The 19631-nt window shown below is 64.8% G+C and carries 13 protein-coding genes; 6 read left to right on the forward strand and 7 right to left on the reverse strand.

The genetic code is table 11. From position 1 onward, the window contains the following. Positions 1–161 precede the first annotated feature (161 nt). Positions 162–812 (forward strand): glycine zipper family protein, encoded by a 651-nt coding sequence (locus tag ACKAMS_RS25285; RefSeq protein ID WP_029538545.1) that lies wholly within the window; start codon positions 162–164, stop codon positions 810–812. A gap of 95 nt (positions 813–907) precedes the next feature. Here ACKAMS_RS25285 and ACKAMS_RS25290 read toward each other — a convergent pair whose 3' ends face one another. The 5 genes from ACKAMS_RS25290 to ACKAMS_RS25310 form a co-directional block, all read right to left on the reverse strand. After that, on the reverse strand, positions 908–2218 hold the full coding sequence (locus tag ACKAMS_RS25290; RefSeq protein ID WP_029254718.1) for a S1 family peptidase: 1311 nt from the start codon (positions 2216–2218) through the stop codon (positions 908–910). A gap of 223 nt (positions 2219–2441) precedes the next feature. Continuing rightward, the gene (locus ACKAMS_RS25295; RefSeq protein ID WP_019749373.1) at positions 2442–3782 is read right to left on the reverse strand and encodes a S1 family peptidase; all 1341 of its coding nucleotides are present in this window, start codon (positions 3780–3782) and stop codon (positions 2442–2444) included. Positions 3783–3891: 109 nt separating this feature from the next. After that, on the reverse strand, positions 3892–5139 hold the full coding sequence (locus tag ACKAMS_RS25300) for a hypothetical protein (RefSeq protein WP_020968770.1): 1248 nt from the start codon (positions 5137–5139) through the stop codon (positions 3892–3894). A gap of 111 nt (positions 5140–5250) precedes the next feature. Further along, on the reverse strand, positions 5251–7686 hold the full coding sequence (locus ACKAMS_RS25305; RefSeq protein ID WP_029254720.1) for a LuxR C-terminal-related transcriptional regulator: 2436 nt from the start codon (positions 7684–7686) through the stop codon (positions 5251–5253). Between the two features lie 14 nt (positions 7687–7700). Continuing rightward, complete coding sequence (locus ACKAMS_RS25310) at positions 7701–9422, reverse strand: Hsp70 family protein (protein ID WP_408989746.1); 1722 nt, start codon at positions 9420–9422, stop codon at positions 7701–7703. A gap of 335 nt (positions 9423–9757) precedes the next feature. Here ACKAMS_RS25310 and ACKAMS_RS25315 point away from each other — a divergent pair, with 335 nt between their 5' ends. The 5 genes from ACKAMS_RS25315 (at position 9758) to ACKAMS_RS25335 (ending at position 17872) form a co-directional block, all read left to right on the forward strand. Continuing rightward, positions 9758–12043 carry an IniB N-terminal domain-containing protein gene (locus ACKAMS_RS25315; protein WP_408989747.1) on the forward strand — a complete coding sequence of 762 codons (2286 nt, stop codon included), beginning with the start codon at positions 9758–9760 and terminating at the stop codon, positions 12041–12043. A 123-nt stretch (positions 12044–12166) separates the two neighbouring features. Continuing rightward, positions 12167–14035, forward strand: coding sequence for a dynamin family protein (locus tag ACKAMS_RS25320; protein WP_408989748.1), 1869 nt, complete (start codon positions 12167–12169; stop codon positions 14033–14035). Further along, entirely contained in the window at positions 14032–15516 is a 1485-nt protein-coding gene (locus tag ACKAMS_RS25325) for a dynamin family protein (protein ID WP_021334269.1), read from the forward strand. The genes ACKAMS_RS25320 and ACKAMS_RS25325 overlap by 4 nt, the downstream gene beginning before the upstream one ends. Positions 15517–15620: 104 nt before the next feature. Further along, complete coding sequence (locus tag ACKAMS_RS25330) at positions 15621–17204, forward strand: MFS transporter (RefSeq protein ID WP_019749380.1); 1584 nt, start codon at positions 15621–15623, stop codon at positions 17202–17204. A gap of 23 nt (positions 17205–17227) precedes the next feature. After that, positions 17228–17872, forward strand: coding sequence for an FMN-dependent NADH-azoreductase (locus tag ACKAMS_RS25335; protein WP_019749381.1), 645 nt, complete (start codon positions 17228–17230; stop codon positions 17870–17872). 19 nt (positions 17873–17891) lie between these two features. On the opposite strand, the gene ACKAMS_RS25340 is transcribed toward ACKAMS_RS25335, so the two are convergent. Together ACKAMS_RS25340 and ACKAMS_RS25345 are read right to left on the reverse strand one after the other, a co-directional pair. Beyond that, entirely contained in the window at positions 17892–18896 is a 1005-nt protein-coding gene (locus ACKAMS_RS25340) for a TIGR03617 family F420-dependent LLM class oxidoreductase (RefSeq protein WP_182261666.1), read from the reverse strand. Further along, positions 18893–19468, reverse strand: coding sequence for a hypothetical protein (locus tag ACKAMS_RS25345; RefSeq protein ID WP_021343221.1), 576 nt, complete (start codon positions 19466–19468; stop codon positions 18893–18895). Before ACKAMS_RS25345 ends, ACKAMS_RS25340 begins: the two co-directional genes overlap by 4 nt. Positions 19469–19631 lie beyond the last annotated feature (163 nt).

Raw genomic sequence — 19631 nt, forward strand, 5'->3', positions numbered from 1 at the left:
GGCGGTGGCCGTCGGGCTCCTTTCTGTCAGGCAGCCCTAACTCGGTTTCCGGGCAGGTGAGGACAACCGACCGGCTGTTATCGTTACGCCCGTCACGCACAGGGGAAACGGGTGGTGTGAGTCATCGACTTGCGCCCGCTCGCTCCCGGGGAGGATCAAAAATGTTCATTCGTAAAGCTGCGGCCATCGCAGCGATGACCATTGCCGCTACGGGCATCGCTGCAGGTACTTCTTACGCAGCTCCGGAGACGTCACCCGACGTTTCGTACACCGCCGAGGTCGTCGACCAGGCTGTTGTCACCACCATCGATGCCGGGGCATTCCGGGTATCGGGTGACGGCACACACGTCGACTTGCAGAACAGCCAGGGCGCAACTCTCGTGAGCCTGCCGCTCGCGTTCAACCTCGGGGACGTTCAGTTCCCGTTCGACGAGACCATCAGTGAGGACGGCAAGACCCTCACCCTCAAGCCGAACCTGGACCCGGCCAGCTCCAAGCCGAAGCCGGTCGCTGCCGAGTTCACCCCGGTTGCTTCGCCTGACGAGGATCAGAAGGCAATCGAGAAGTTCCAGTCACAGCTCGGGCTTGCCACGCAGATCGGTAGCCTCACCGGCACGATCGTCGGTGCAGTCATCGGTTGCATCGTGGGTCTGCCCGGCCTGGTTATCGGCTGCCTCCCCGGCATGGTCACCGGTGCCGGTATCGGTGGAGTCGCCGGTACGATCCTCGCCGGCGGCGGAACCGCAATCGTCGCGGGGATGGACCTGATCCAGGTCCTGAACGCTCCGGCCGGAACAACTCTCTTCCAGTAAGCAGCGCTTCCGGTTAGACGTCACGAACGCCGAAACGGGCGCCACACCTTCGAAAGGTGTGGCGCCCGTTTTGCTGTCTCGGGGAATGCGTGCGATCAGTAGTCGCGAACCTTCAGGCCTGGATTGGCGGCGAGGATGTCGTTGATCGGCGTCGCGTACTGCGTCGGTGCTTCTTGTCCGAACAACGTCTCGGCCTGAGCGATCTCGCACAGGGGAGAGGTGGCGACGTTGGACGCACTCGTGATGCCCACTGCCAATGTTCCGGAGACGATGGGGCCACCGCTGTCACCCTGCAGGACGCAGATGTTGGTGGTGAAGCCGTTGTCGAGGGTGTGATCCAAGACCTTGGCGACGCGGTTGACGCCGGTGACGACGCCGCAGCTGAAGCCTGTGGTCGATCCTGCCTTGCAGACCGGGGCGCCCACAATGGGATCGGCGGTACCGGTGATGTTGACCGAACGGTTGAACGGGACCCGCACGCTGTTGTTCTCGAAGCGGTACTTCGCGTTGTCGTCGATGTTGATGATCGAGTAGTCACGCCCGTCGAAGCTGCTCTTGGCGAAGTATCCGACGCGGGGCCCGGTCTGGTTGTTCACCATCGGGAAGACCTGGCTGGAGTTCGAGGTGCCGGCAGCGGCACGGTTGGGATCGCAGTGACCGGCGCTGATGTTGACCGTGCGTCCTGAACCGTCGGTGCCGTTGAAGCCGAATGAACAACGCAGTCCGGTGTTACCGGAGGTTGCGCCGAAGGCGTCTCCGCCCAGTGCAGCGTCGCCGGTTGCGGATCCGGTTGCGGGAATGAGGTCCGCGACGATCGGGGGAACCAGTAGCGGAGCAGCGGTGTGGACGACGGTCCGCTTCAGGAACTCAGGCAATTCGATGCCGGCGGCAGGATCGGCGGTGAGGGCGACTCCGTTGCCGACCACGTCGACGGCGATGCCACGCACGAGGTCTGCGACCTCGGCAGGCTGCGAATCGAGCCAGGTGTTGAGTGCCGAGAGTTGACCTTGCAGAGCCTGCTCGCTCTGCGCGACGTCCTTGACCTCGAAGCCGGCCTTCTCGGCGGCCTCGCGGGCAGCATCCTTGTCGCGACCGTCAGCGAGAGCGACGATGCCCTTGCCGAGGTCGTCGAGCCACACGCCGGCAAAAGAGTCGGGAAACTGGACGCGCGCGATGGCGGCGAACTCTGCGAGCTTCTGCGCGAGTTCGGAACGCGAGACGAACTGGTCGGGCGTCAGCGCCAAGTCGTGCTGTAGGGCTTCGGCGAGTTCGACGGGCAGATGGGCTGCCTGATCGGATACCCCGGATTCATTCGGTTCTGCGTTCGCGACCGCGGTAATCGGTCCGAGGAGCAGCAGCGCGGCCGAACCGAACACTGCGGCGCGACGTGCGATGGAGCTTCGCATGTGGGCCTTTCCACTTCGTTGACCGCGTACCACCCCCCTGGGAGCACACGGATACGGCTCACGGACTTGTGGTGAGCCGATCACAGTCGACCATGACTATATGGGTTCGAACGCGCTATTCCCACCCGTTACATGAGCAAACAGCGCTGACCCCGACCGACAACAGCACTGTGCCCGCCGATCAGAACAGATCGGCGGGCACAGTGCGTGAATCAGGCGTTGGTCAACCCGCAGTGCGAACGCGGATTCCGGAACCGACACCGCCGCCGGATGCGCGATCTGCAGCGTCGAGGATGTCTCCGACCGGGATACCCAGATTCGAGGTTCCACCGGAGGTCGCGAGTACCAGGTTCGCTTCGTTGCAACTGGGTGCGCCGCTGCTGTTGGAACCACTGGTGATGCCCAGCGCCAGGGTTCCGGAGACGATGGCGCCGCCACTGTCACCGGCGAGGGTGCACGCGGTACCGGCGAACCCGCGGACGGTTCGTGAATCGCCGTCAGCCATGACCAGTTGTGTTTCGACGCGATCGGCTGCCACGACGCCACAGGTGAAGGACGACGTCTGACCCGACTTGCAGATGGGAGCGCCGATCACGGGACGTGCTGTTCCGGTGATCGCGAGGGTGGTCCCGTTGGCACCGCGGACGGCAGCGCGGTCGAGGCCCGCGTCGATGCCCGACTGGTCGAACTTGATGACCGAGTAATCGAGATCACCGGCGTTGTTGCCGACGGAAGACTGTGAGAACGCGCCGATCAACTGACTGTCGTCGACGTTCGCGTGATTCGGCAGGTAGACCGGCGACTTCGAGCCCTCGGCCGGATTGCAGTGTCCGGCACTGATATTGAGTGCATTGTTCTGATCGTCGACGGCGTTGAACCCGAACGAGCAGACCGAGATGTTCTCGGTCGGCGTCTCGCGAATGGGTCCCGTCGACGTGATGTAGGTGTCGCCGCCGAGCGCTCCGGGATCAACCGATCCGCCACCGTCCGGGCTGAGAACGATCTTGGTGTTCTCGAGCAGGGTCGGAAGATTGAGTGCCTGCCCGACGGGGCTGTTCGCAACGTCGATGACGACCTGATTGTTCAAGACGTCGATGGTCGCCGAATTGACTGCGCGTGATATTTCCTTGGGCAGCCCGGCGATCCATCCGTTGACGTCGGCCAGCGTCTTCTCGAGGGTGTCGGCGGAGACGGGGGCGACGTGGGTGCGGTATCCGTCGTCGGCCGCGATTCGAGCAGCTTCGGTGGTGGTGACGGCTACGACGGGTTGACCGTCGAGTCCCATCCACGATCCGGCGTAGTCGCCGGGGCGCTCGGACTTGAATTCCTGGGCGTACGCGCCGAGTTCCTGAGCTTTGGCAGCGCGGTCGAGATACTCCTGTGGGGAGATCTTCAGATCGCGTGTGATCGCCTCGACCAGCTCAGCCGGAAGCTGGTCGGCTTCGAGCTGTTCGACATGCGTGTCGGAGGCGGGCTCTGCCGATGCCGTCGTGGTGAATGGAGCTGCGAGCAGTAGTGCCGAGGCGCCGACCACAGCGGTGCGGATCGCCAACGAGTTACGCATGAAATCCCTTCAAGTCCCCGGCACCGAGCCGGTAGGTACCGCACCCACCATAGGGGAAAAGTTTCGACGAGGAATATGCGCCTCCTGTCTGGCTGTTCAATCGTTCTGTCTAACTTGGCATTCCGGGTCTCGGGGCCAATGGCATGACGGGCATGTCGGGATTCGGCACCACCGGATCGGTTGTGTCGGTCGGGTTGGAGGGCTGCGTCGGCGTTGTCTGTGTATCGGTGGGGTCGGTCACGGCGGGAGTGTCCGGGGTAGCCGGATCGACCGGATTCAGCGGTCCGACGACCGGCGGCAGGTTCTCGATCCGAAGGGGGTCGAGCTGGATGGTGATCGGCGATCCCTGTTGCGCGGGGACGTTCGCCGTAGTGGATTTCTCGGTACCGGTGCCCGGACTCGCCGGGATGGGCTGGGATTCGGATGAGGTCGATTCCGCGTCGGATGACCACGACTGCGCCGTCGGCTGCGCGCCGAGAGCGGGTACTTCCGACGGGAGCGAGGTCGCTGAGTGCGAAACCGTGCCGGGCTGACTCGCCGCAGTGGCGGGCGTGGTGCCGGTGGGCAGGGGAGATTGTGCGTCGAGAATCCCGGGCGCTGAAATGGTCGGAGTGTGTCCGATGATGACCGCGGCCGCGCAACCCGACACCGTCAGAAAGACTGCGGCGGCTGCTGCGGCGATGATCGGTCGGCGCTCTGATCGCCACTGACGATTCAGCCAACCGTCGACGCTCGGTGCTTTCGTGCCCGGTACTTCCACGCCGGATTCCGGCTCCGGTTCGATCAGGACGAACGGCGGAAACTCCTCGATGGTGTCCTCTGGCTCGGCAAGATCGGTTGGTTCGGGTTCGGAACAGGTAGAGGTGATCGAGTAAGGCGCGGCCAACGCTGCGGCTCCGCGGGCTGCACTGTCGTCGGCATCCGGATCCGCGAGCCAGGCCGCAGAGGCTTTCTCTTCCGGAATCAGTTCGACGCCGTCGAGATCCATGCTGTCGAGTGCGCCGCGCAGTGCGTCGACGGAATCGCTCGACCAACCTGCCGGGATCACCGCAGAGATGTTCAGGTTCTGATCAGTGAGTGTTCGGACCTCCTTGACCAGGCAATACATTGCTGTCGCTACGAGTTCCTCTCCTCGCGTCATGTGCTCGGAGAAGTTGTCGGTATCGTCAGTTCCGACCCTGTCGAGGAACCCGCGCAAGCCGGTTGACCCCAACGCGGTTTCACCTAGCTGCACGGTGCCGTCAGGAGCGTGGTGCAGCACCGATTCGCGTTCGAGGATCACTGGTTCCGAGTCGGGTTTCGCGATCGCAGCAATGCTTCGTTTATTGCCGACGGCGAGTTCGACTCCCCACTTCATAGCGATCCCCGTTTCACAGTTACCGAACTTTGCTCGGCATGCATGTCCTGATTCCTGTGAAAACTATCACTTAAACGGATATACGCAACCCTCCGGACAATATGCAGCTAACTATTTGTTCGGCGGTGTCATGCTGCGAAGGATGGTGAGTAGTTCCGAACGAGACTGCGCCCCGACGCGCCGCTTGATGCGTGCGACATGGTGCTCGACGGTTTTTGCGGAGATGTAGAGGCGTTCGCCGATTTCCCGGTAGGTCAGGCCGACGACGACGAGTTCGGCAACTTCTTGTTCGCGCTCGGTCAGTACCGACGGTGGTGCCGCGCTGTCGGTCGAATCGGTTGCATTGGTCTCGGCCGTCGACGTTGTGCGTAGCGAGCGCGCAACGTGGAGCAATGCGGTGGCCGATTTGGTGTCCGGTGTGCGCAATGCTGCTTCGCCCGCCAAGCGGGCCGCGTCCCAGGGCAGCCCGATGCGGTTGAGTGTTCGCGCTGCAGCTTCCACGTCGTCTGCGTCGACGCTGCCCTGCATGAGTAGGAGCCATTGGCGTCCGGCGGTCGCCAAACCGGCTGCGTAAGTGTGGGTTTTGGCTGATTCCGCGAGTGTATGGGCGTGTGGAAGGAGATCGGCCGGTGACTGCGAGAGGATCGACGCCTGGACGCCGTACCAATGCAGCGGCGAAGACCACAGCGGAGGCTCGCCGAGTGCTCGGAGGAGCGTGCGTGCGTCGTCGACCAGATGCTCGACCTGCTCGGCCTCGTCGAGTCGTACTGCCGCAAGCCACAGTTCGCCGATGGGAAGCAAATTGAAGAGATCCACGCTGCAGGACGAGAGGGTGCCGGCTGCGCCCGACCAGGCGCGCCGCAGCTGGGCGAGATCGCCGGAGCGTCGAGCGAGACCCACGATCATGGCATGCAGAAACAGTGCGTCACGCTCACGGAGGGGGCCGCGGACTACCTCCTCCGGTAGATCTTCGACAGCAGTGTCGTGCCCACGGGTCATCGCGATCCACGCGTCGAGAAGGTGAAGCCGCGCCCACGTGTGACTGCTTGCGTCGTCGGCGGCGATCGCGGCCGCGACGACAGCGGCGGCCCGTTCATGGGCGCCGTTGTGCAGGAGTGCAAGAGCTACCAGCGCCGGGGCGGAATCAGGCTGGAATTCAGATGTGCCGGAGCCGCCGGGGAGCGAAAGTGCGCGCGACATCGTGTTGAGCGCACTCGGTGCACTCCCCGTGACCGATTGCATCAGTCCATTGGCCAGTGTGGCAGCGCCGACCGTGGAGCTCGACGGTGATCCAGTATGCCCGGCGAGCGCCGCGTTCGCGTCATCGACGTTGCCGATGCCGAGGAAGGTGATTGCGGCGAAGGGGGATTCGGTTTCGGTGCGCCCTGGCCCGAGCCAGGTGTAGAGATCTGCGGCGGCGCGGAGTTGGCCGCATGCTGCGGACGAAGCTGCGCGGATTCGCACCGCCGCAGCCAGTCTCGCGTTGTCGAGATCGGGTTCGGCGATGACGGAATCGGCCAGGCGGCAGGCAGTGTCGAGGTCACCACTCCGAGCCGAGACCTGGGCGTACAGCAGCGTGTCCGCCACGCCGAGAGGCTCGATCGAATTCACACGACGAAAGAGATCTGCCGCGGCCGCCGGCGTGCTCGCGTCGACTGCGTCTCGTAGTACAGCCGTGAGATCGCGGTGTCGGATGCCGGAGTCGAAAAGTCTTCGTGCTGTACCGATATCGAGGGTTCTCGCGTTCGCGCGTGATTCGACGATTCTGATCAGCTCGCTGCGGATACGTCCTGTGCTGGTCGACTCTGCCACAACGCTCGCGACGAGAGGTGATCGCGAACCGAACAGTCCGGTGGCCAGTGCTCGGTCGAATGCCGCTGTGAGACTGAACTTCTCCTGTCCCAGATCGAGCTCGAAAGCGTCGATGTCCGGGACGGCGAATGAAACCTCGAGGATCTCACGCTCGATCGGATGCAGAGCGGTGACCTGATGGAGGATGTGTGTGCGTACGGCTGTCGCCATTTCCGGGCGGCCCGCCGAGGCGGCGGCGAAATACGCTTCGACGGCCCCGAAGGAACCACCGGCCAGATGCTCGAGCGTCAGCACGGCACGATCGTCGAGCGGAACTCTTCGCTCCGCGGCGATCTTCCGAATATCTGACCGGTTCAACGGGTTCAGATGTAGGACGGTACCGAAACTCGAGATGTTCGAGTAGATCGGTGCGAGTGGAGGATCGATCCGATCGGAGGCGATGACAACTCCGAGGTCGTCACGTTGAACCAGTTCGTTCAGGGCACGGATTTCATCGGAGGTCAGAGCCTGTGCGTCTGCGATCACCACAATCGCATCGGCCGGGGCGTCATGCGTGACGACGGTGACCACAGGTCTGTCACCAGATTCGATCCTCTTGCGCACCGCCCTCGTCACTTGGGGCCGAGCGCTGGCGTCGGTCCCGGTGACGAACAGGCGCAGTGGCGATGCAGTCAGGTCGATGCCGCGCAAAAGTCCTGCAATGTAAGACGATTCGGTGCCGCTGTCACGGTTCATCGAAAGCCCGCCGGTCAGCGGATCGGCGCGGTGACGCCGCCGACGACACCACCGACCACGTTTCCGACACCACCGACGACGTTACCGAGACCTCCGACCACGCCGCCGACACCGTCCCCGACGCCGTCGACCAAACCGCCGACACCGTTGCCGATGCCGGTCGCAGCATCACCGATACCGGTTCCGACGCCTGCTCCGGGCGCGGGCGCCGGTGCCGGGGCGGGAGCCGGTGCGGGCGCCGGGGCGCCGGGTGCGGCAGGTGCAGGCGCCGACTGGGCGGTCTCACCTGGTGCGGGAGCAGATCCAGCTGGTGCGCCGGCAACCGGAACTGCCCCTGGTGCCGTCGTCGAACCGCCTGCGGCAGCAGGAGAGCCGGGCTGATTGTTCTGAGTAACGTTGTTCGCAGTCGTGGATCCGTTGCCTGCTGCTTCGGCTGCCGTGGTGCTGCCGGGGGTAGAGCCCGGCGTGGTCGAAGCGGTGGACGAGGTGGACTCACTGGTGGTGTCCGCCGAACTGGACGGAACGTTGATCTTGTCCATGGCCGTTCCGATTCCGAGTCCGCCTGCGGCGAGCACGATGAACGCTCCTACCACCGCAGCAACGACGCCCACCCTCGACGAGCGTCGAGTCGCCGTGTTCTCTTCCTCTGTCGGCTCGGCAAGCAACGGAGTGGAGAAGGCAGGAACCGGTGCGGGCTTGCGCGACGGCTCGGCGGGAATCAATGCAGTGGCGGCGGCCGGCACGTGCGAGTCTCGGGCGTCGAGGGCGAGTGCCGCGGCGCCGGACGCCGCGCACGACGCGGGATCGGCGTCGGCGATCACCGGAACACGAAGCTCCGCGGACAGTAGTTCGGCGACAAGGGGAATGGACGAGCTTCCGCCGGCCAGAACAACCTGATTGACATCACTGGACTCGACGCCGGCAGATCGCAGGCTTTCGCGCACCAAGGCCACCGATTCGGTGAGGGCGGGCCTGATCAGATCCTCGAGCTCGGAACGAACCAGTCGAATGTCGCTGACGGCGCCGGGAAGCGTCACGCGAGCAACGGTTTCCGTCTCGGTGGAAAGTTCCTCCTTGGCTGCGCGGGCTTGCTCGCGCAGAGTTTCCAGCGCTGCAATCGTCTCGGGAGCAAAGGGATCAAGGGCTGCGAAGTGGTCGGAAACCGCATCGAGCAGGTGCACGGTGACGAGGTGATCGAATTCGTCGCCGCCGATGTCCTCGCTGCGCAGTGGCTTTCCGAAGATCTCGCTTCGTCCGCCGGTCGTGGACATCATCGTGACGTCGAGCGAGCGAGCGCCGAGGTCGTAGACGACGGTCAGACCGTCGTTGGCAGCGTTTCCGGAAGCGGCGAGCCACGCCATGACGGCCGCGGGTTCGGCGACGAGAGTAGCCCCGTGAACCCCGGCGTCGTCCAGCGCGGACTCCATGGTGCGTGCTGTGTGACGATTCCACCCCACCGGGTGAGCCAGGACAACAGCTGGACCTTCTTCGCCGCCAGCCTGGCCGACGAGCGCGCCTACCGCTGTCGCTGCGAGAGACTCGCCGCGGTACTCGGTACCGTCGGCGGCAAGTATCGGGATCGGGTCTCCGACGCGCTCGACAAATCCGGTGATGACGGTTCCGTCGTCCAATTGCAGCGCACTGGGTAAGCGGACCTGTTGCGTTTCACCGGTCGAGCCGTCGGTGACAGCTACGAGAGTGGCCGAACCGATGCTGATGCCGAGCCCTGCCGCCATGAACGAACTCCCCTGGTCGTGGGCGACAGAAGGACTGTCGCGGTTGTCTGCGATGTCGGTTTCAGGACCTGGATCGTTACCGGATCGGAGGCGTCGCGGCGAAGTAGGGGACCGATCCCCTAATCGGAGCAAATCCCCCTATTCCGAGCGGGCGTACCCCGTAGGGGGCTTCCCCGTCTGTCCACGCAGAAGAGGGGGGTGCTCCCCGTTGGCCCCAGTCGCAAAAGTTCTTAGCGTTAATTCCACTCGCTACCTCTGGCAGCGCACCAGTTTCCGGATCACCGGCAACAACCCACCGGCAACAACCCGGTCAACGAACTTCAGGAGAACCCGCCATGGCAACGAACGCCGTACTCGAATTCATCCTCGGGCTACTTCGTGACGACGAGGCAGCTGCCAACTACTGCGCCAACCCGACCGCGGCACTCAACGCTGCCGGTCTGTGCGACGTCAGCCCCGCCGACATCGTCGCCGTCGCTCCGCTGGTTGCCGAGTCCGGACTGTTTGCCGGTGGCGGCGCCGACCTGTCCGCGATCGTCAACGCCGGCGCGTCCGCTGCGGGTGCCATCGGCGGCGGTCTCGGAATCGGTGGTGGTCTCACCGGTGGACTGGGTGGCGGCCTCGGCGGCAGCCTGGGTCTCGGTGCCGGTGCAGGCCTCGGAGTCGGAGGCGCCCTCGGCGGCCAGTTCGACCTGGTCGGCGACTTCGCAGCAGCCCTCAGCGCTGCGCTTGCCATCGGCGGCGAGATCAGTGCCGACCTCGGCGCAGCCTTCGGCGCCGTCATCGAAGCCGGCCTGGGCCTCGGCGGTGCACTCGATCTCGAAGGAGCTCTCGATCTGGGCGCACAGCTCAGCGCGGCTCTTGGCGGCGCCCTCGGAGTGACCGGCGGTCTGACCGCGGAACTGGGCGCAGCCCTCGACGCCGCCATCGGCGCGGTCGGCGGACTCGACCTGACGGCGGGGCTCAGCGGCGCCCTCGCACCCGTCTTTGCCATCGGTGGCGACCTCGGAGCCGACCTCGGACTGGCTCTCGGTGGACTCCTCGGCGGCGCAGCAGACCTCAGCGGACTCCTCGACATCGGCGGCGAGCTGGGCGCGAGCCTGACCGGCGCACTGGAATCCGCCCTTGCACTGGGTGGCGGCCTCGATCTTGCCGGCGCTCTGACGGGCGACCTCAGCACGGCGTTGTCCGGCGCGCTCTCCGGTGTCCTGGGAGCCGGCGGCACGATCGGCGCCGATCTGGGTGCATCACTCGGCGGCGTCCTCGGAGCGATCACGGATGTCAGCGTTCTCACCGATATCGCGGGCGGCCTCGATCTCGGTGCTGCACTGAGCGGCGCACTCGGCGGAGCTCTCGGAGTCGGCGGCGGCTTGGAAACTGCACTCGGCGGCGCACTCGACGCAGCACTGGGCCTCGGCGGAGGACTCGACCTCGACGCCGTACTCGGCGGGGGTGCAGACCTGGGCGCGCAGCTCAGCGCGGCACTCTCCGGCGCCCTCGGTGCCGGCGGAACGGTCGGAGCCGACCTGGGCGGCGCACTCGGTGGACTGCTCGGGGGAGCACTCGACCTCGAAGGCGGTCTCGGCGCAGACCTCGCAGCGGCTCTGGGCGGCGGTGCGAATCTGTCGACGGCTCTCGAAGGTGTCCTCGGTTCGGCACTCGGCGTCGATGCCGGGCTGGCGGGCGGTCTCGGCGGCGCACTCGACGCAGCGCTGGGCGCAGGCGGACTTACCGGAATCGACCTCGGTGGTGCACTCGGCCTGGGCGGCGAAGCAGGCTTGGCAGCCGGTGTGGCTGCGGCTCTCGACACCGCTCTCGCAGGTGCAGGCGGCTTGGGGGCTGTCGGTTCCGTGGGCACGGACCTCACCGGCGCGCTGGATGGTGCGCTGGGCGCCGGCCTCGGGCTGGGGGGCTCTCTCGACAGCGTTCTCGGTGCCGAAGGCGCACTCGGTGGAGCGCTGGACACGGCACTGAACCTCGGCGGAATCGACACCGGTTCGATCGGCGCCGACCTGCCCTCCGTCGACCTCGGCGCAGTGAACCTTGGCCCGATCTCCGCTGAACTGCCTTCCGTCGACCTCGGAAGCATCGCGGCAGACGGCCTGAACCTCGGCGGTGTGACCGGCGACCTCGGAGCAACGGTGGGCGGTGCTCTGGACGCAACAGCAGGTCTCGACGCAACAGCAGGTCTCGACGCCGCCACGAACGCTGCGGCTGGTTTGGGTGGGTCGCTCGGCGGAGCACTGAACGGCGTCACCGATCTCGGTGGATCGCTCGGCGGGGCTGTCGGAGCAGTCACCGAGGTGACAGGTTCGATCGGTGCCGACGCAGCCGCGGCTGCCGGTGGCACCGTCGACGGTGGCGGTACCGTTGGCGGCGGCGGAGTCGCTGACCTGGGTGGATCCCTCGGTGGAGCAGTCAGCGGCGTGTCCGACCTGACAAGTTCCTTGACCGGTGCGCTGAACCCGTGGTCGTCGATCGATGCGACCGACGCTTTCGGTGCGGGCTCCGATTCGGGACTGAGCGCCGATACCGGACACTCGCTCTTCGCCGAGGATTCGGTTGCAGCACCGGTCGATCACATCGACCCGGTTGCGGTTGTCGATCACCTGCATCCCTGATCTGCTGACGCAGGAACTGAAATCGGTCAAAATGACCTGATGTAACAAATCCGGCCCTGCGTGCGCTATGCGTTCGCAGGGCCGGATATTCGAGTCGGGAAGAATTGCGGGTCAACGTAGCTCATGAGTGATTCAGCGAGTCAGGTAAGCAGTCGGAAGGCGCGCGTCGCGTCGTCGACGGCGTCGTTGCTCGAACGAACAGCCGTCGTGGCGAAGGATTTCGGGCGCACGGATCTGGTGCGCCGACTCGAGAATGCTCAGGTCAGAGTCAATGATCCACGTATTCGTATCGTGGTGGTCGGTCCCCTCAAACAGGGCAAGAGCCAGTTCGTCAATTCTCTGCTCGGCATCGACGTGTGTTCGGTCGGTGACGACGAGACCACTGCCGTGGCGACGGTCGTGCAGTACGCGGAGACCGCGGTCGCCGAATTGATTCTCGCCGATCCGGGTGCGGCGCCCATCCGGGTGCCCCTCCCGCTCGAAGAACTGATGGGGATCACCCCGGCCACGCCTCGCGCCGAAGGGCGTGAAGTTCTGCGTGTGGAAGTGGGTGTTCCCAGTCCGCTGTTGGCCGACGGTTTGGTTCTGATCGACACCCCCGGTGTCGGTGGTCATGGAAATCCGCATGCTGCAGGAACATTGGGATTGATCACTGCGGCCGATGCCGTGTTGGTTCTGTCGGACTCCAGTCAGGAGTTCACCGAACCCGAGCTGGGATTCATCCGCCAGGTCGTCAATCTGTGTCCTGCGGTGGCCGGTCTGATCAGCAAGACCGATCTGTACCCGCACTGGCGACAGATCCTCGACGCCGATCGCGGACATCTCCAGCGCGCCGGGTTGGACCTGCCGCTCATTCCGATCTCCTCGGTACTGCGGTCGCACGCACTGAGGCTGGGGGACAAGGAACTCGAGGCGGAATCCGGATTTCTGGACCTCTATCAGTTCCTGCGGGACAACGTGGTTGCGCGTGCCGAGTCGAACACGCGACGCGCAGTTGCGATGGACGTGCGTTCCTCGGCAGCACATCTGACGTTGGAGATGGGCAGTGAGCTTGCGGCGCTGAAGGATCCGTCCACCGCTCAAGCGGCGGTCGCCGGCCTGCAGCGTGCCCGGGCAGCGGCCGAGGAACTGCACAAGAAGACCTCGCTCTGGCAACAGAGCCTCGGCGACGGCATTGCAGACCTTGCCGCCGACATCGATCACGACCTCCGGGACCGGTTGCGCCGGGTCACCCGCCAGGCCGAAGAGACGGTCGACGAAGGCGATCCAGGTAAGGACTGGGACGTAGTGGGGGAGTGGCTCGAACAGGAGATCGCCACCGCTATCGGTGACAACTTCGTGTGGGCTCACGATCGAGCTCAATGGTTGGCAGAAGTTGTGGCGCAGCACTTCGCGGAGACCGGCGACGTCGCGCTCCCGCATCTCGACGTCGCCGACACCGACGGTTTCCTGGAACCGGTTGGCGCGTTGTCGGACCTCGAATCCGGCCATATCGGCATCACTCAGAAGGTCCTGGTCGGCATGCGCGGCTCGTACGGCGGCGTCTTGATGTTCGGCTTGATCACCACGATGATGGGCATGGCACTGGTCAACCCGATCTCCATCGGAGCCGGGGTTCTGCTGGGTACCAAGGCTTATCGCGAAGACAAACAAGCACAGGTGCTCAAGCGTCGGGCCGAGGCGAAAGCGGCAATCCGACGGTTCGCCGACGACGTCAGCTTCCAGGTGGGCAAGGAGTCGAAGGACCGCCTCCGCCTGGTGCAGCGGCTTCTGCGGGATCATTTCACCGACATCGCCGAGCAGGCGCTGCGCTCGATCAACGAATCCCTCCGCGCCACGCAGGAAGCCGCGCAGTTGGAGTCGAGCGAACACGCCGCTCGTATCAAGCGTCTGGAGACCGACATGCGCGTCGTCGCAGAGCTTGACGCCGTTGCCGGAACGTTGATCGGCGAAACTCCGGCTCCTGCTTCGGCAAAGGTGAGCAACGCATGAGTGCCACGACCGCCGTGACCGCTGTGGAGTCGGCACATGCTCTGATCGACCAGGCCAGACGGGTCTACGCGGACCAGCCGCAGACGCGAGCCCAGTTGGACGAATGCGCTGCCCGACTCGGCGAGCCACTCCGGGTGGCGCTCGCCGGCTCCCTCAAGGCGGGGAAGTCGACGCTGCTCAATTCGCTTGTCGGACAGGATATAGCGCCTACCGACGCGACGGAGTGCACGCGCGTCGTCACCTGGTATCGGAACGGGACAACGCCCCAGGTGACTGCGACGGCTGAGAACGGTGCCGAGTTCAACGTGCCGGTGACGCGCCGCGACGGCAGACTCACGTTCGATCTGGGGGAGTACACCGCAGACTCGGTGGACCGCATCGACGTCGACTGGCCGTCTTCGGCATTGGCTCGTACGACGATCATCGACACCCCAGGTACGTCGTCGCTCTCGACCGAGGTTTCGGCCCGAACCTGGGACATGCTGGTTCCCGATGGTGGTGCGCCCGGCGCGGACGCGGTGGTCTACCTGCTGCGCGCCCTGAACGCCAGTGACATGCAGTTCCTCGGGAAGATCGCTGATCATGTCGGCGGAGAATCCGGCCCGCTCGGAGTGATCGGTGTTCTCTCGCGTGCCGACGAGGTCGGCGCAGGCAGGCTCGACGCGTTGTCCTCGGCGAAGGACGTCGCGGCACGATTTGCCGAGGAGTTGGAGCGAACCGGGCTGTGCCAGTCGGTGGTTCCCGTGGCAGGTCTGCTGGCACTCGCCGCACGGACGATGAGGCAGAGTGAGTTCGCTGCCTTCTCGGCGCTCGCGCAGGTTCCATCCGAGGATCTGAGCCTGGCACTGCTCTCCGCGGATCGTTTTGCCAGGCAGGACAGTCCACTCCCGGTCGATGCGGCGATGCGGGCGCAATTGGCCGATCGGTTCGGGCTCTTCGGAATTCGCCTCGCCGTGACGTCGATAAAGCTGGGTGCCACTGATTCGCCGAGTCTGGCAGCCGAATTGCTGGAGCGAAGCGGACTGGACGAACTTCGTCAGGTGATCGACGTTCAGTTCGGGCAGCGCGCGGATCAACTGAAATCGCACACCGCGCTGGTGACGTTGGGCCGAATCCTCGAAGCCGATCCGAGTGAGGAAGGCGATCTGATCGCGGCGGAGGCACAACGGTTGCTTGCCGATGTTCACGGTTTCCACGAACTTCGCCTGCTCGGGCGACTTCGTTCGGTACACACAGATCTGCCACCCGACGACCTGGCACAACTGCAAAGGCTGATCGGTGGCTACGGAATCCGGGCCAGTGACCGGTTGGGCTGCGAACCGGAAGAATCGCCGGAGGTCCAGCGTGCGCGGGCTACCGCGGCTGTCCGGCGATGGCGGGAGTTGTCCAGGCATCCGCTCTTCGACAGGTTCACCTCCCGCGCCTGCCTGGTTGCTGCCCGCAGCGCCGAGGGCGTCTTGGCTGAAATTGTGCCCGAATAGGGACCCGTTCACTGTGCGAGCGCTTGGAGAGGGTTCTATCTTGAGTTCGGGATGACCCGGACATAACTCCCAGGTTCGGGTCCCACCTCGATGGGAGCACGCGCATGGCGAGTGACATCAAGTCCGCTTCACCGGATCGAGCCACCCTCGTCCTGGGGACGCTCATCCTGGTCGCTGCGGTCGCGAATCTCAATCTCTCGGTCGCGAATGTCGCGCTGCCGGACATCGGGCGGGCCTTCGACGCCAGCCAGACGCAACTGAACCTGATCGCGGTCGGGTACTCGTTGGGCCTGGCCGGAACGGTGCTCTACCTTGGGGCGTTGGGAGACCGATACGGCCGCAAGATGCTGCTGGTCACCGGCATGGCGCTGTCTATTCCGGCGTCGATCGTGGCTGGATTCGCCGGGAACTTCGAAGTGCTGTTCCTTGCTCGGATAGTCGGAGGCGTCTCGGCAGGTCTTGCATTCCCGACCACGCTGGCGATCATCACGGCGCTGTGGGCCGGACCGGCACGGACCAAGGCGATTGCCATGTGGTCCGCAATCGGTGGCGCGATTTCAGCACTCGGTCCGATCGTCTCGGGGGCGCTGCTCGAGCAGTTTCACTGGGGTTCGGTCTTCTTCGTCACCCTTCCGTTGGCTCTCGTGGCACTGATCTGTTCGCTGGTGTTGGTGCCCGCGCACGTCAACGAGACGACCGAGCGAGTTGATCACCTCGGCGGCATAGTGTCGATCGTCTTCATCGGGGCGCTGGTGCTGTCCATCAACTTTGCGCCGGTGAAGGGTTCGGGCACGTTGGCTCTGGTGCTCGGGGCGATAGCGGTCGTCGCGGGTATCGGGTTCTTCCTGCAACAGCGACGCGCGGTCAATCCGCTGTTCGATCTTCACGTAGCTGCGCGCCCGACCTTCTGGGTCGCGGCGGTGGGCGGGTTGGTCGTGTTCGGTTCGCTCATGGGCGCGATGTTCATCGGCCAGCAGTTCCTGCAGAACGTCCTCGGCTACTCGACGCTGGCAGCCGGTGCGGCCATCATTCCGGCTGCGCTGGCGATGGTGATCGTTGCGCCGCGCTCGGCGACCATGATCGAAAGGTACGGCGCCCGCGTCACGCTGCTCTCCGGCTACCTGTTCGTGGTTCTCGGGTTGTTTGTCGCGCTTTTCCTGTGGAACGAAAGCACACAGTATTGGCAGGTCGCGCTGGCCTATGCGCTTGTCGGGATCGGGGTCGGCCTGGCAGGCACACCGGCATCGCGTTCGCTGACCGGATCCGTTCCCGTGCACCGCGCTGGTATGGCGTCGGGAACCTCGGACCTGCAACGCGACCTGGGCGGCGCCATCATGCAGTCGATTCTCGGCGGAATACTCACGGCCGGGTACGCAAAATCGTTGGGGAATGCGATCTCGTCCTCGCCGAACGCATCCGAGGTGACTCCCGAAACTCAGGCCGCGCTCACCAAATCTTTCTCCAGCGCCGAAGTTCTCGCGGAACGCTACCCGCAATACGCGGACCAAATCATGACCGCCGCCAAAAACGCCTTCCTGGACGGGGATACAAACGCCTACATCGCGGCGATCATCATCGTGTGTGCCGGTGCCGCGGTGGTGACGTTCTTCTATCCGCGCCGCGAGCGCGAACGTGTCCTGCTGGCGCAGTACGCGGCAGAATCCGATCTCGCCGCGGAGAAGAGTTGAGCGCGCTCTGGTACTGATGAAGGATGCCACAGCTACTTCACATTGATTCGTCTGCCGAACTCCACAACTCGACCTCTCGTGATCTCACCGCCCTGTTCGCTCAGCAGTGGTCGAACAACAGTCCGGATCACACGACGGTGACGGTGGACCTGCACCGGGATCCCTTGCCGCACCTCGCGGACGCGGCTCTGCACTATGCACCACGTTTGCGGGTCGAGGGAGAGATTCCGGATCCCGCCGCGGAAGCACTACAGGCTCGGGTCATCGAGCAACTTACCGCTGCAGACGTAGTCGTGATCGGCGCGCCGATGTACAACTGGTCGATCCCGTCCACGTTGAAGGCGTGGATAGATTACGTGCACGTCCTGGGGACTACGGTGCCTTTCGACACGCGTACTCAGCCGCTCGCAGGTAAGCCCGTGGTGATCGTGTCCAGCCGTGGGAACACCTATGCACCGGGCTCGGGGAACGAGGCCAACGATCACACCGTCCCGCCACTCGTTCAGGTGCTCGGGGTGTCGATGGGAATGGATGTCTCCGTCATCACCGCGGAACTGACTTTGGCGCAGCGTATTCCGGCGATGGCACCGCTGATCGAGCAGGGTGACGCGAGCCTGCGTGCTGCCCGGGAGTCGTTGACCGAGCTGGCCCGTACCTTGGGGGCCTGATCAGGAAGTTCGACCAGGTTCAGGTGAGAAGCGAGATCATCGACGCCACGTCAGCCGGCTCTACGTCGTAACCCGGGAAGTAGCAGCACACTTCGTCGGCATGCTCGCCGAACCGCCGCCGAATCTCGGCAGCACACTCTTCGGGGGTGCCGACGACGGCGAGTGTGGTCAGCATCGGATCGGTGATCAGTGATGCCATGTCGGCGTAACCACCTCGCTTCGACAGGGCATTGAGTTCCGGTTGGACCTCGCCCCACCCTTCGACGTCGAGCACCGGACGGTATGCGGGCGTCGAACCGTAGAACGAGAGCAGGGCTCTGACGCCTCGGGCGGCCGCGGCAAGTTGATCGTCGCCGCGGCCGACGCCGACGATGACCTGCGGGATGATCGTGAATTCGTCTCGGGTGCGGCCGGATTCACGGAGGCCGGCATCGACGGCCGGAAGTGTTCGTTCGAGGAAATGGCGTTGCGTGTGGAACGGCATGACCAGGAGTCCGTCGGCCACCTCCGCCGCCGTCCGGGTCATCACCGGTCCGAGCGCACCCATCAGGATGGGCGGCGGTCCATAGGGATTGGGGCCTGGATCGAACGTCGGGGGCATCAGAGTGTGGGTGAAGAACTCGCCGCGGAAGTTCAGCGTCGAGGTGTTCTCCCACGCCGTGAAGATCGCCTTGACCGCTGCGACCGTCTCCTTCATGCGGGCCGCTGGACGCGACCACGTTGCGCTGTAGCGTTTTTCGATGTGTGGTTTGATCTGCGATCCGAGACCGAGGCGAAAGTGGCCGCGACTGAGCAACTGTAGGTCGTTGGCCGAATGCGCCAGATGCATGGGACTGCGGGGGAATGCGATGGCGACGTTGGTCATCAGGTCGAGGTCGACGGCCGATGCCGCTTCGACGAGCGGGAAGAACACGTCGTGTGGTCCCTCGAAGGTGAACAGGCCACCGGCGCCGGTGTCCGCGAGTCCACGGCTGCGAGCAGCGCCCGCGCCCGGCGCGGAGTCGAGTTGTACGTGAACCTTCATCGGCGTACTCGCAGCCAGGTGCTGACACCGGGAGCAAACGGAGCGATCGCCGCCACTGCTACAAGGACGCAGTAGAGAATCGGACCCCATCTCAGAACTCCGGCGCCGATATCCGCGGCGCCGTCGACCAGAGACATGAAGCCGAGTCCGGCCGCGATGCTGAGGGCTCCGACGATCGCCGTCATCACCCGCCCGGCGTTCTTGCGGGCACGGAGGAGTTGAAGGCTCATGAGTGCGAGCAGGATCAGGACGAGAGCGCCGCCGCCACTGCCGGCCAGGACGACCGTGACGGCATCGGAGATGTCGGTGGACGAGTATCCGGGATTGTCGCGCGCAGTCGATTCTTCGAGGGCTGACCGGACGTCGTCGAGGCTGGTGACTACCACTCCGGCGATACCGGCCAGGACGACGAACGAGCCGATCCAGGCAGAGGTGGACAAGGTCACGGCCTTGGGTATCTCGTCGTTCGCTGCAGGTCGGAGCGGCCGAACCGAGACGTCGGGTCGCTCGGGTGCCGGGCGCGCCGGCGCCGGTCGAGCAGGTCGAACGGGAGAATTGTCGGGATCGGTCACCGGCCGATCGTAGCCATTCGGAGAGATTCGGAAGTGATGTGGCGCACTTTTTCGGCTTTTCGGGGAAGGCGGGAACAAATCTACGTGGGCTGTAGTTGACCATTTCGACAAGCTTGAGCGCCCTCGGCTCAACTTCAAGTTGACTCCCGGCCACGGTCGGAGG

Source organism: Rhodococcus sp. 5A-K4 (genome assembly GCF_046097995.1).
Classification (GTDB): domain Bacteria; phylum Actinomycetota; class Actinomycetes; order Mycobacteriales; family Mycobacteriaceae; genus Rhodococcus_F; species Rhodococcus_F erythropolis.